The organism is Cupriavidus sp. PB-02 (genome assembly GCF_058252315.1).
Genome location: NZ_CM177694.1, coordinates 2575949 through 2588386 on the forward strand (window position 1 = coordinate 2575949; position 12438 = coordinate 2588386).

General features: G+C 64.9%; 10 protein-coding genes. 7 read left to right on the forward strand and 3 right to left on the reverse strand.

Going from position 1 to position 12438, the window contains the following annotated elements:
• The first annotated feature begins 2 nt into the window (after positions 1-2).
• Positions 3-902: an alpha/beta fold hydrolase gene (locus AC10V3_RS12115; protein WP_022535502.1), complete on the forward strand. Its 900-nt coding sequence runs from the start codon at positions 3-5 to the stop codon at positions 900-902.
• A gap of 52 nt (positions 903-954) precedes the next feature.
• Here AC10V3_RS12115 and AC10V3_RS12120 read toward each other — a convergent pair whose 3' ends face one another.
• On the reverse strand, positions 955-1872 hold the full coding sequence (locus tag AC10V3_RS12120) for an AraC family transcriptional regulator (RefSeq protein WP_022535503.1): 918 nt from the start codon (positions 1870-1872) through the stop codon (positions 955-957).
• A gap of 173 nt (positions 1873-2045) precedes the next feature.
• Here AC10V3_RS12120 and AC10V3_RS12125 point away from each other — a divergent pair, with 173 nt between their 5' ends.
• The 3 genes from AC10V3_RS12125 to AC10V3_RS12135 are packed head-to-tail and all read left to right on the forward strand — an operon-like array spanning position 2046 to position 5929.
• On the forward strand, positions 2046-3140 hold the full coding sequence (locus AC10V3_RS12125) for an NADH:flavin oxidoreductase/NADH oxidase (protein ID WP_022535504.1): 1095 nt from the start codon (positions 2046-2048) through the stop codon (positions 3138-3140).
• Between the two features lie 58 nt (positions 3141-3198).
• A complete protein-coding gene (locus AC10V3_RS12130; protein ID WP_022535505.1) occupies positions 3199-3672 on the forward strand; it encodes a (2Fe-2S)-binding protein in 474 nt (157 codons plus the stop codon).
• Positions 3673-3682: 10 nt separating this feature from the next.
• Positions 3683-5929, forward strand: coding sequence for a xanthine dehydrogenase family protein molybdopterin-binding subunit (locus AC10V3_RS12135; protein ID WP_022535506.1), 2247 nt, complete (start codon positions 3683-3685; stop codon positions 5927-5929).
• 57 nt (positions 5930-5986) lie between these two features.
• On the opposite strand, the gene AC10V3_RS12140 is transcribed toward AC10V3_RS12135, so the two are convergent.
• Together AC10V3_RS12140 and AC10V3_RS12145 are read right to left on the reverse strand one after the other, a co-directional pair.
• Positions 5987-6697: a Crp/Fnr family transcriptional regulator gene (locus AC10V3_RS12140; RefSeq protein ID WP_051369763.1), complete on the reverse strand. Its 711-nt coding sequence runs from the start codon at positions 6695-6697 to the stop codon at positions 5987-5989.
• 77 nt (positions 6698-6774) lie between these two features.
• Entirely contained in the window at positions 6775-7470 is a 696-nt protein-coding gene (locus tag AC10V3_RS12145) for a TetR/AcrR family transcriptional regulator (RefSeq protein WP_022535508.1), read from the reverse strand.
• A 290-nt stretch (positions 7471-7760) separates the two neighbouring features.
• On the opposite strand from AC10V3_RS12145, the gene AC10V3_RS12150 reads away from it, so the two are divergent.
• From AC10V3_RS12150 to AC10V3_RS12160, 3 genes are all read left to right on the forward strand, one after another.
• Complete coding sequence (locus AC10V3_RS12150) at positions 7761-9485, forward strand: AMP-binding protein (RefSeq protein WP_022535509.1); 1725 nt, start codon at positions 7761-7763, stop codon at positions 9483-9485.
• Between the two features lie 71 nt (positions 9486-9556).
• A complete protein-coding gene (locus AC10V3_RS12155; protein ID WP_022535510.1) occupies positions 9557-10738 on the forward strand; it encodes an isovaleryl-CoA dehydrogenase in 1182 nt (393 codons plus the stop codon).
• Positions 10739-10815: 77 nt separating this feature from the next.
• Positions 10816-12423 carry a carboxyl transferase domain-containing protein gene (locus AC10V3_RS12160; protein WP_022535511.1) on the forward strand — a complete coding sequence of 536 codons (1608 nt, stop codon included), beginning with the start codon at positions 10816-10818 and terminating at the stop codon, positions 12421-12423.
• Positions 12424-12438 lie beyond the last annotated feature (15 nt).

The following is a 12438-nucleotide window of genomic DNA, read 5'->3' on the forward strand; positions in this document are numbered from 1 at the left end:
CCATGCGTCCATTTCTCTCGACATCCTCGCTCCTGCCGCAGCAGACTCTGGATACTGCTGCCCGAGCGGAGAAAACCGTGAATACCGCGCTGCCAACAGGCATGCCCCAGCATGAGCCCTTCTTTCGCGAGGCGGGGGCCGGACCCGGGGTTGTATGCATCCATTCGAATGCGAGCAACTCCGGGCAATGGCGTGCGCTGATGGAACACCTCGCACCGAAGTTCCACGTCCTTGCGCCGGATTCGTATGATTCCGGCAAGGGTCCACACTGGCCCTCGGAGCGGGTCATTTGCCTGCGAGACGAGGCGGCGCTCATCGAGCCGGTGGTCAGGAGGGCTGGCTCATCGCTGGCATTCGTGGGCCACTCATACGGAGCCGCCGTCGCACTCATCGCGGCCCTGGCGAATCCTGAGCGCGTGCGCGCGCTGGCCCTCTACGAGCCAACGCTGTTTGCCCTGCTCGATGCGGAGATGCCCGCGCCGAACGAGGCGGATGGCATCCGCAATACCGTCGCTGGCGCGGGCGCCGCCCTCGATGCAGGGAACCAGGACGCCGCCGCCGAGCGCTTTATCGACTATTGGATGGGAACCGGGGCCTGGAAGCAGACCCCCGAACAACGCAGGCTGCCAATTGCCGCATCGGTGAAGAATGTCCGCAGATGGGCCCATGCGCTGTTCACAGAGCCCACTCGCTTGCAGGCATTCCGTTCATTTGACGTCCCGGTGCTCTACCTGGTGGGCAAGCGCTCGACCCCGTCAGCGCATGGGGTGGCACGGCTGCTTACCGCAGCACTGCCCCGTGTTGAACTGGTGGAATTTGAGAATCTTGGCCACATGGGCCCCGTTACCCATCCTGGCACGGTCAATCAGGTGATCGGGGAATTTCTCGAACGCCACCCATAGCAAGGCGGGAATGCACCCTCCGTTGGGCAGTCCTCACAAAGAAGCTGCCCTTTCAGCCAACGCGCATCCGTTGGATATCCCGCAAGGGAGGAGCACCGAAAAGCCGGGCATATTCCCGGCTGAACTGTGATGCGCTTTCATACCCGACGCGCAGGCTTGCCGTTCCTGCGTCGAGGTTCTGGCTCAGCATCAACTGGCGTGCTTCCTGGAGGCGCAGCTGTTTCTGGTATTGCAGCGGGCTGGTCCCGGTAATCGCGCGAAAGTGCTGGCGGAATGTGGACGGGCTCATGTGTGCATTGGCTGCGAGTTCTTCCACCTGGAACGACTGTGCAAAATTCAGCTTGAGCCACGCCACTGCCCTGGCAATCTGCTCACTTGGCGAGCCAGTGGCCGCGAACTTTCGAAGTAGCGGTCCATAGGCCCCGGCCAGCAGGCGAATGGCGATTTCCTGCTGAATCAATGCAGCGACGTGAGGCATGAGTTCTGGCTCGTCGAGCAGTCGTACGAGCCGGATCAATGCGTCCAGGACAGGCGGCTCAAGCTCACTAACGGAAATTGCGAGATTAGGACTCTCCTTCCGGGGCGCCATCCCTTCCATTTCCGCGGCCAGTTCCATGACGATGCGCGGCTCAAGCGCCAGCATCAGGCCAAGGAACGGCTTGGCCGGCGTAGCGACCGTGACGTTCGACACGACAGGCACGTCGATTGTCGTCAGCAAGGATTGTCCGGCAGCGTAGTTGAACACCTCGTTGCCAAGCATGACCTGCTTGCCACCCTGGGCGACCACCCCTAACCCGAACCCGTAGATGCATGGCATCGGCGCTGCGCTGGCGCTCCTGCGGTGGACTGTCAGGCCCCGAATCCCGGTGAAATAGTCGCCGTCATTTTGGGCAATTCGGCCGATTGCCTCGGCGAGGGTGTCAATGGCCGCAGCCATGCCAGGATGTCCAGTCTTGTCACGCGCATTCATGCTGCTGCTCCGCCCTCCTTTGCTGCAGGAAGTCTAGCACCGGCCCGAAGCCAGGCGGGCGTGACGGGCATGAAATCGTCGGATTGGGCAAAAAGTGGGGCGGAATTGGCAAACAGTTTTCAGACACCCTGCCTCAAACTGGGCCCCGTCGCTACTCTCCACGGGCTTGCCGGATGTCGTCCCTCTTCTCCCCCTACGCATTGAAGGGAGTCACCCTTCGAAATCGCATCGTCGTCTCTCCCATGTGCCAGTACATGGCCGAGGTCGGGCATCTGAGCGACTGGCATCAGAGCCACTACGCTTCGCTGGCGCGCGGCGGCGCCGGACTCGTGATCGTTGAAGCGACCGCCGTGTCACCGGAGGGACGGATTACGCCCGGTGACGTGGGTCTCTGGAGTGATTCGCACATTGCAGGCCTTGCCGAGGTGGCGAAGGCCATCATGGACGCCGGCGCCGTAGCCGGCATCCAGATCGGTCACGCCGGCCGCAAGGCCGGCTGCACGCCCCCTTGGGAAGGCGGTGCCCCACTGGACAGGAACGATCCGCGTGCCTGGCAGCCGGTGGCGCCGAGCGCGCTGCCGTTCATGCCCGCGAACCTGCATATGCCGCGCGAGATGAGCCTGGAGGACATCCGGCGCACGCAACAGCATTTCATGGATGCCGCCGCTCGTGCCCTGCAGGCGGGATTCCAGTGGCTCGAGCTTCATTTTGCCCATGGCTTCCTCGCGCAGAATTTCCTGTCCGCTCTCACCAATGCGCGGGACGACCAGTACGGCGGCTCCCTCGAAAATCGCGCTCGCTTCCTGATCGAGACGGTGGCCGCCGTAAGAGAGGTATGGCCGAAAAGCCTGCCGCTGACGGCACGCCTGGGTGTCGTGGAATTCAACGGTCGGAAAGACGAGACACTCGCGGAGTCCGTTCAGGTCCTGAAATGGCTGAAGGATGCCGGCCTGGATCTCGTCGACGTCGGACTCGCGCTGTCCACTGCGGACGAACAAGTGCCATGGGGACCCAACTTCCTGGTTCCCTACGCGCGACAGATTCGCGCGCAAACCGGACTGCCGGTTGCAACCAGCTGGCAGATCACGAGTGCGTCAGAGGCGGACGCCCTGATTCGCGAGGGGCAGCTCGACCTCGCGCTGTTCGGCCGTACCTTGCTGGCGAATCCGCACTGGCCGTTCCAGGCGGCGCGGGACCTCAAGGTCGAGCAGGCGGCGTCAGTGCTGCCAACGCCGTACGCCTTCTGGTTGCAGAGCTGGGCGGGCTGAGGCCAGGCGATTCACGGCACTCGTACCCTGACCACCACCTACGGAGAACCCATCCCCGATGAGCACGCTCAACGTTAACGGCCGTAAGCACACGATCGATGTCGATCCCGGCACGCCCATCCTCTGGGCGCTGCGCGACTCGCTTGGCATGACCGGCACCAAGTTCGGCTGCGGTGCCGCACTGTGCGGCGCCTGTACCGTGCATCTGGACGGCCAGGCCATCCGCTCGTGCATCACGCCGGTCTCTGCCGCCGAAGGGAAGACCATCGTCACCATCGAAGCTGCCACCGGTGGCAGCGACCGGGTCGGCAGCGCAGTCCATGCGGCCTGGGTCAAGCACGACGTGGCGCAATGCGGTTACTGCCAGAGCGGCCAGATCATGAGCGCCACGGCCTTCCTCAAATCCCTGCCTCGCGGCAAGCAACCCAGCGCTGCCGAGATCGACGCCGCCATGGCGGGCAATATCTGCCGCTGTGGCACCTACCCCCGCATTCGCGCCGCGGTGGCCGATGCCGCCAAAACCCTCGCCTGAAGGATCCACCATGTTGCCCAGTTTCGATCACGGCGAAATGCCGCGCAACCTGCAGCGGCTGCTGGCGCGGAGCCAGCGCGATGAACCCGCCATGCTGCCGCGCCGCAGCTTCCTGAAGCTGGCCGGCTCCGCCGGCCTGGCGCTCGGTGCATTTCCGCATCTGGCCATCACGCAGGCCGCCAGTGCCGGCGGTGCCGCGAGCGCCCTGAAGCCGACGCAGCAGCCATTGGCCTTTGTACAGATCGCTCCCGGCGGCGAGGTCACCGTGACCGTCAACCGGCTGGAGTTCGGCCAGGGCGTGCAGACTGCCTTGCCGATGATCCTGGCCGAGGAGCTCGACGCGGACTGGAGCCTGGTGCGCAGCCGGCACGGCTCGAACGACGCTGCCTACGTCGACCCGCTGTTCGGCATTCATCTCACCGGCGGTTCGCATTCGGTCAAGAACAGCTTCACGCAGTACCGTGAGCTTGGCGCCCGGGCCCGCGCGATGCTGCTGTCGGCGGCGGCGACGCGATGGAAAGTGGACGTGACCACGCTGCGCTCCCGCGCAGGGGTGGTGTTGGGTCCGGGTGGCAGCACGCTGACCTACGGCGAACTGGCCGAGGCCGCCATGGCCCTGCCGGTGCCGGAGAAGGTCACGCTGAAGGACCCGAAGGACTTTCGCATCATCGGCACGCCCACCACGCGCATCGATGCGCGTGCCAAGAGCAGCGGGCGCCAGGACTTCGGCATCGACACACGCCTGCCCGGCCAGCTCACTGCCGTGGTGGCACATCCACCTGTGTTTGGCGCGCGACTGACTACGGTGGACGACAGCGCCGCACGCGCCATCAAGGGTGTCAAGGCAGTGCTGCGCGTGCCGGTCGACCGCGGTGGCGAAGGCGTGGCCGTGGTCGCCGACGGTTTCTGGGCGGCCAGGCAAGGACGCGACGCGCTGAAGCTGCAATGGAACACGGCCGCAGTCGAAAAGGCTGACAGCGAACGGTTGCTGGCCCAGTACCGCGAACTGGCGGCGCGGCCCGGCCGGCGTCAGTTCGACGCGGACATGGCGCCGCTGGCCACCGCGCCGCGCAAGCTGGAAGCGGAATTCGTGTTTCCCTATCTGGCGCATGCGCCAATGGAGCCACTGAACTGCACCGTGCAGTTGTCCGACGGGCGCGCCGACCTGTGGGTAGGGAGCCAGTGCCCCGGCCTGGACGGTGCCGCTGCCGCGCGCGCACTTGGACTCAAGCCCGAGCAGGTGAAGATCCATGTGCAGATGGCGGGCGGCGGCTTTGGCCGGCGCTTCGCGAGCACGAGCGACTACGTGGTCGAGGCCTGCGCGATCGCCAGGGCCGCGCGCGCCGCCGGCATGAAGGCACCGATACGCACGCTGTGGAGCCGCGAGGACGACATCAAGGGTGGGTATTACCGCCCCATGCACCTGCATCGCGCGCGCATCGGCTTCGACGAGCAAGGCAAGGTGCTGGCCTGGGATCATGTCATCGTTGGCCAGTCGATTACCTCGGGCACGGTGTTCGGGGAGTTCCAGGTGAAGAACGGCATCGACGCCACGGCCACGGAGGGCATGCGCGATCCCTACCCGCTACCGATGCGCCTGACCGTGCATCACCCCACGCCCAACGTGCCGGTGCTGTGGTGGCGCAGTGTCGGGTCCACCCACACTGCCTACGTCATGGAGACACTGCTCGACGAGATTGCGCGCGTCACCAGGCAAGACCCGGTGGCTTATCGCATGCGCCTGTTCGGCGACAAGCATCCGCGCCATCGCGCTGCGTTGCAACTGGCGGTGGACAAGAGCGGGTACGGCAAGAAGAAGCTGCCCGCCGGCCGCGCCTGGGGGGTTGCGGTACATGAGTCGTTCGATTCCGTGGTGGCGTATGTCGTGGAGGCCTCGGTGAAGGAAGGCCGCCCGCAACTGCATCGCGTCACCGCCGGCGTGCATTGCAACCTGGTAGTGAATCCCCGCACCGTGGAAGCACAGGTGCAGGGCGCGGCAGTCATGGGGCTGTCCATGTGCCTGGCGGGCTCGGCCATTACGCTGAAGGACGGTGTCATCGAGCAAAGCAACTTTGGCGACTTCACGGTGGCGCGCATGACCGACACCCCCGCGTTCGACGTCCACATCGTGCCCAGCGCCGATCCACCCACGGGCATGGGCGAGCCCGGCCTGCCGCCGTTGGCGCCGGCGTTTGCCAACGCCATTGCGCGTCTCACCGGCAAGCCGCTGCGCCAGCTTCCCTTCAAACTGACCTGATTGTGAATGCCCGCCGACGGCAGGCAGGCATTGCCTGCTGCTGTCGGCGCGTGGCCGTCAGACCTGGGGCATCGATGCGGGATCTTGCTGCCTCGGGTCGATGCCTCGTCCAAACGCATGCAAGGCTGCGACATCCAGTACATGGATCGTGCCGTATTGCATTCGAACCAGGCCAGTTGCCTCAAGTTCATGCAGGGCGCGATTCACGACCTGACGGGACAGGCCACACAGGCGTGCGATCTCCTCCTGTGAAATCCGCAGGACGTCAGACGTAGCCGTGCATAGTGCCGGGTTGAACAGTTCCGCGACGCAAATGGCTACCTGGGCCGTGGTTGTCTGCATGCGGTAACTCTCCACGACCGCTACAAACTGGCCGAGTCGCGCGTTCAACTGGCGCACCAGAAACTGGTTGAAGCTCAGGCTAGTTTCGAACAGCCAGTCAAAGGTCTCTGCTGGCACCAACGCGATCCAGCTGTCGCGCAGCGTGACCACTTCGTAGGGGCGAAGCTCGTGCTTGAGCAGTGCCCCTTCTCCCAGCCATCCGCCAGTAGAAACGCCGATAAACGTGGTTCCCCGCCCATCCGGCGATACGGTATTGACCTTCACCATGCCGTCCAGCACGCCGACCCAATGCAGGGCCGCTGCGCCTTGCTGGCAGACCAGCGACCCCGCGGCGTAGCTCGACACGCGGGTGTCTCGTTCAACGCGCCCCCGCTGCTCTGCAGAGAGGTGTTGCGCCCACGGCGCTTCCAGCAGGCGATCGCGCATGACGGCGTATGAATCCGGCAAGAGTCCCTCGCAAGAACTAGATTAGTGGACCGGCGCTTCCAAGGCGCCCCCGCGCGTCAAGCGTTGCCCGCCCTTCTCAAGGCCGCCCCGACTTCTCCATAGAATGCCCGCAACTTCTCCACCTTGACATCCACAGGCAGCAAGGCGGGCCACAACAGCGCCACCATATCCCTGGCCGTCTTCTCGATATCCACCTGCCGCTGCCGGGCGATTGCGTCCCACAGGATGTGCTCCATCGGCCCGAGGATTGCCGAGCGCAACAGGCTCAACGGCAAGTCATCCCGGATCTCGCCGTTGTCCCGCGCCCGCGCCAGCAAGTCCATCAACGGCGCCGTATAGCGGCGCTGCAGCGGTACAAACACCTCTCCGAGCCCCGGCCCTTTGGCACGCCCCTCCGACAACACCAGCGCACACAAGCCCGTTCCCTGGATCAGGAACAGCCTCAAGTGCGTCCTGACATAGAACTCCAGCTGCACCTTTGTGCTCTGCCCGTGCGGCATGCCTTGTTCCACGGTGCCGATGATCTCGTCATACCAGTCCTCGATCACGCGTGCGCATAGCTCGCGCTTGCCATGGAAGTAGGTGAACACCGTGCCCTCGGAGATGCCCAGGCGCTGGGCGATCTCGGTGGTCGTGGTTCGCTCATAGCCGAGCTCGGCGAATACCTCGCGGCTGACGCGCAGGATGTCCCGGATGCGTTGCTCCGCCTTGGCGCCTGCCGGCACACGGCGGGGCGATGTGACGTCTTCCATCTTGATTGAGTCCTTGCTTGCCCGAAGGCGAGATTATAGGGCCGGCTCAACCCTTACTTGAGCTTTACTCAATTTTAGGTTGCCATTTCGATCTGCACCATGTATTTTTCAATCATCGCACCAACGGGCGTCAGGCGGACCTCGAAAGAATACCTCGAAATCCTAGCAACCAGCCAACAATATCCGGGAAAACCCGGAGACGCCGCCCCAGAATCCATCGATACGATGTTTGTTGAGTAATACTCACAAATGTCAACGAGACGAACCACAACCGGGCTTTGGAGACAAGTATGACGATGCAGGCCGAGTCCTCTTCCACCACCCTGCCGATTGGCGGGCTTTCGCATGTGAAGGGGGACACCACCATTCCGCTGTCGGAGCAAACCGTGCCGGAGTTGCTGGCGCAAACGGTGGCGCGCCACCCCGAGCGGGAAGCCGTTGCCTTTCGCGAGCAAGGGGTGCGCTGGAACTGGCGCGAATTCTCCGACGCCGTGGACGCACTGGCGGCAGGCCTGCACACGTTGGGGCTGGCGAGAGGCGACCGGGTCGGCATCTGGTCCCCCAACCGGGTCGAGTGGCTGGTCACCCAATTCGCCACCGCGCGGCTGGGGCTGGTGCTGGTGAACATCAATCCCGCCTACCGCCTGTCCGAGCTGGAATACGCGCTGAACAAGGTGGGCGTCAAGGCGATCGTCGCGGCGGAAGCCTTCAAGACCTCACGGTACCTGGAGATGCTCCAGGTACTCGCCCCGGAACTGGCCACCTGCGCGCCGGGCGAACTGCAGGCGGCGCGGCTGCCGGCCCTGCGCTGCGTCATCCGGATGGGCGACGACCATACGCCCGGGATGCTCCGCTATGCCGATGTGATTGCGCGCGGCACAGGCGTGGCGCGGTCGACGCTGGATGCCATCACGGCACAGCTGGATCGCCATGACCCGATCAACGTGCAGTTCACCAGCGGCACCACTGGCGCGCCCAAGGGTGCCACGCTGACCCATCGCAATATCGTCAACAACGCGCGCTTCATTGCCATGGCGATGCGTTTCTCCGAGCAGGACAAGCTCTGCATTCCGGTGCCCTTCTATCACTGCTTCGGCATGGTCCTGGCGGTGCTGGCCTGCGTGTCCTCCGGCGCGGCAATGGTGTTCCCCGGCCAGGCCTTCGAGCCGGAAGCCACCATGCAGGCAGTCAGCGAAGAGCGCTGCACGGCGCTGCATGGCGTGCCGACCATGTTCATCGCCCAGCTCGATCACCCGAATTTCTCGCGGTACGACTTCTCTTCCCTGCGCACCGGCATCATGGCAGGGTCACCCTGCCCGATTGAGACCATGAAGCGCGTCGTGTCGCAGATGCACATGTCCGAGGTGACCATCGCCTATGGCATGACGGAGACGAGTCCGGTTTCCTTCCAGAGCAGCACCACCGATCCGCTGGACAAGCGCACCACCACGGTCGGCCGCATCCAGCCGCACCTCGAGGTCAGGATCGTGGATGCGGCAGGTGCCACGGTCCCGGTAGGCGAAACCGGCGAGCTGTGTACCCGCGGCTATTCGGTGATGCTGGGCTACTGGGATGACGAGGCGCGTACCGCCGAAGCCATCCGCGACGGCTGGATGCACACCGGCGACCTCGCCACCATCGACGCCGAAGGCTACTGCAACATCGTCGGCCGCGTGAAGGACATGCTGATTCGCGGCGGCGAGAACATCTACCCGCGCGAGATCGAGGAGTTCCTGTTCCGTCATCCGAAGGTCCAGGCGGTCCAGGTGTTCGGCGTTCCCGACCAGAAGTACGGCGAGGAGGTCTGCGCGTGGATCGTGCTCAAACCCGGCGCGAGCGCCACGGAGGATGAAATTCGCGATTTCTGCCGCGACCAGATCGCGCATTACAAGATCCCGCGCTACATCCGCTTTGTCGACGAGATGCCCATGACCATCACTGGCAAGGTACAGAAATTCGTGATGCGCGAGCACATGACGCAGGAACTGAAGCTCAGCGAATCCAGGACGGCCTGACGCGCTGGCGCCAGTGCACGGCGCCAGCCATTCCCCCCGATCCCACAGACAACACCAGAGACGACACCGCTATGAACACCCTCCCCGGCCTCAAGTTCGACCTCGGCGAAGACATCGAAATGCTGCGCGATTCCGTGCGCGCCTGGGCCCAGGCCGAACTGGCCCCGCGCGCCGCCGAGATCGACCGCACCGACCAGTTCCCGATGGACGCCTGGAAGAAGATGGGCGACCTGGGCGTGCTCGGCATCACCGTGGCCGAGGAATACGGCGGCGCCAACATGGGCTACCTGGCGCACATGATCGCCATGGAAGAAATCAGCCGCGCCTCGGCCTCGGTCGGCCTGTCCTACGGCGCGCACTCCAACCTGTGCGTGAACCAGATCCACCGCAACGGCACGCCGGCGCAGAAGGCCAGGTACCTGCCCAGGCTGGTGTCGGGCGAGTGGATCGGCGCGCTGGCGATGAGCGAGCCCAACGCCGGCTCCGACGTGGTCAGCATGAAGCTGCGCGCGGAGCTCAAGGGCGACCGCTACGTGCTCAACGGCACCAAGATGTGGATCACCAACGGCCCGGACTGCGATGTGCTGGTGGTTTACGCCAAGACCGAGCCCGACCTGGGCGCGCGCGGCATGACCGCGTTTATCGTCGAGAAGGGCATGAAGGGCTTCTCGGTGGCGCAGAAGCTGGACAAGCTGGGCATGCGCGGCTCGCACACCGGCGAGTTGGTGTTCCAGGACGTGGAAGTGCCGGTCGAGAACATCCTGGGCGCCGAAAATGCCGGCGCCAAAGTGCTGATGAGTGGGCTGGACTACGAGCGCGCGGTGTTGTCGGGCGGCCCGGTCGGCATCATGCAGGCCTGCATGGACGTGGTCACGCCGTATATCCACGACCGCAAGCAGTTCGGCCAGAGCATCGGCGAGTTCCAGCTGATCCAGGGCAAGGTGGCGGACATGTACACCACGCTGCAGGCCGCGCGCAGCTACCTGTACACGGTCGGCAAGAACCTGGACGGGCTCGGCAGCGACCACGTGCGCCAGGTGCGCAAGGACTGCGCCGCGGTGATCCTGTACACGGCCGAGAAGGCCACCTGGATGGCGGGCGAGACCGTACAGATCCTGGGCGGCAACGGCTATATCAATGAATACCCCGCCGGCCGGCTGTGGCGCGATGCCAAGCTGTACGAGATCGGCGCCGGCACCTCGGAGATCCGCCGCATGCTGATCGGCCGCGAACTGTTCGCCGAGACCATGTAAGCGCGCCATAGCCGTACGCCTGCCTTCGCCATCTGCCGACCGACAGCACCATCTCGCGGCACACCAAGTAGCACGATATGCCAATCATCGAAACCAAACTGAACGCCCGCTCCGAATCCTTCAAGGGCAACGCCGAGGCCATGCAGGCCCTGGTAGCCGACCTGGAGGCCAGGATCGCCAAGCTCGCCGAGGGCGGCGGCAAAGACGCGCGCGACAAGCACCTGTCGCGCGGCAAGCTGCTGCCGCGCGACCGCGTGCAGCAACTGCTCGATCCGGGCACGCCGTTCCTGGAGCTGTCGCAGCTCGCGGCCTATGACATGTACGACGATGCCGCGCCCGGCGCGGGCATCATCACCGGCATCGGCCGCGTGGCCGGGCAGGAATGCGTGATCGTCTGCAACGACGCCACCGTCAAGGGCGGCACTTACTACCCGATGACGGTCAAGAAGCACGTGCGCGCGCAGGAGATCGCCGAGCAAAACAACCTGCCCTGCATCTACCTGGTCGATTCCGGCGGCGCCAACCTGCCCAACCAGGACGACGTGTTTCCCGACCGCGACCACTTCGGCCGCATCTTCTACAACCAGGCCAACCTGTCCAGGCAGGGTATTCCGCAGATCGCGGTGGTGATGGGTTCGTGCACCGCCGGCGGCGCCTACGTGCCGGCGATGAGCGACGAGTCCATCATCGTCAAGAACCAGGGCACCATCTTCCTGGGCGGCCCGCCGCTGGTGAAGGCCGCCACCGGCGAGGAAGTCAGCGCCGAGGACCTGGGCGGCGCCGACGTGCATACGCGCCTGTCGGGCGTGGCCGACTACTTCGCGCAGAACGACCACCATGCGCTGTCGCTGGCGCGCAATATCGTGCAGCACCTGAACCGCCGCAAGCCGGACCAGATCCGCCTGCACGAGCCGGTGGAGCCGCTGTACCCGGTGCAAGAGCTGTACGGCGTGATCCCCACCGACACGCGCAAGCCCTATGACGTGCGCGAGGTGATCGCGCGCCTGGTCGACGGCTCCGAGTTCGACGAGTTCAAGGCACGCTACGGCACCACGCTGGTGTGCGGCTTCGCGCGCATCTGGGGCTACCCGGTCGGCATCATCGCCAACAACGGCATCCTGTTCTCGGAGTCGGCGCTCAAGGGCGCGCACTTTATCGAGCTGTGCTGCCAGCGCAAGATCCCGCTGGTGTTCCTGCAGAACATCACCGGTTTCATGGTGGGCCGCAAGTACGAGAACGAAGGCATCGCCCGCAATGGCGCCAAGATGGTGACCGCGGTTGCCACCGCGCAGGTACCCAAGTTCACCGTGATCATCGGCGGCTCGTTCGGTGCCGGCAACTACGGCATGTGCGGGCGCGCCTATTCGCCGCGCTTCCTGTGGATGTGGCCGAACGCGCGCATCTCGGTGATGGGCGGCGAGCAGGCCGCGAGCGTGCTGGCGACGGTGCGCCGCGACGGCATCGAGGCCAAGGGCGGCAAGTGGAGCGCGGAGGAGGAAGACGCCTTCAAGCAGCCGATCCGCGACCAGTACGAGCACCAGGGCCACCCCTATTACGCCAGCGCGCGCCTGTGGGACGACGGCGTGATCGATCCCGCGCAGACCCGCACCGTGCTGGGCCTGGGCCTGTCCGCGAGCCTGAACGCGCCGATCGAGGACATGAAGTTCGGCGTGTTCCGCATGTAACCACGACAAGGAAGA

Bases quoted from the DNA above. Each gene is read 5' to 3' on its own strand.
- AC10V3_RS12145 (WP_022535508.1), bottom strand. From the start codon at position 7,470: ATGGAAGACGTCACATCGCCCCGCCGTGTGCCGGCAGGCGCCAAGGCG.
- AC10V3_RS12140 (WP_051369763.1), bottom strand. From the start codon at position 6,697: ATGCGCGATCGCCTGCTGGAAGCGCCGTGGGCGCAACACCTCTCTGCA.
- AC10V3_RS12160 (WP_022535511.1), top strand. From the start codon at position 10,816: ATGCCAATCATCGAAACCAAACTGAACGCCCGCTCCGAATCCTTCAAG.
- AC10V3_RS12115 (WP_022535502.1), top strand. From the start codon at position 3: ATGCGTCCATTTCTCTCGACATCCTCGCTCCTGCCGCAGCAGACTCTG.
- AC10V3_RS12155 (WP_022535510.1), top strand. From the start codon at position 9,557: ATGAACACCCTCCCCGGCCTCAAGTTCGACCTCGGCGAAGACATCGAA.
- AC10V3_RS12130 (WP_022535505.1), top strand. From the start codon at position 3,199: ATGAGCACGCTCAACGTTAACGGCCGTAAGCACACGATCGATGTCGAT.
- AC10V3_RS12125 (WP_022535504.1), top strand. From the start codon at position 2,046: ATGTCGTCCCTCTTCTCCCCCTACGCATTGAAGGGAGTCACCCTTCGA.
- AC10V3_RS12120 (WP_022535503.1), bottom strand. From the start codon at position 1,872: ATGAATGCGCGTGACAAGACTGGACATCCTGGCATGGCTGCGGCCATT.
- AC10V3_RS12135 (WP_022535506.1), top strand. From the start codon at position 3,683: ATGTTGCCCAGTTTCGATCACGGCGAAATGCCGCGCAACCTGCAGCGG.
- AC10V3_RS12150 (WP_022535509.1), top strand. From the start codon at position 7,761: ATGACGATGCAGGCCGAGTCCTCTTCCACCACCCTGCCGATTGGCGGG.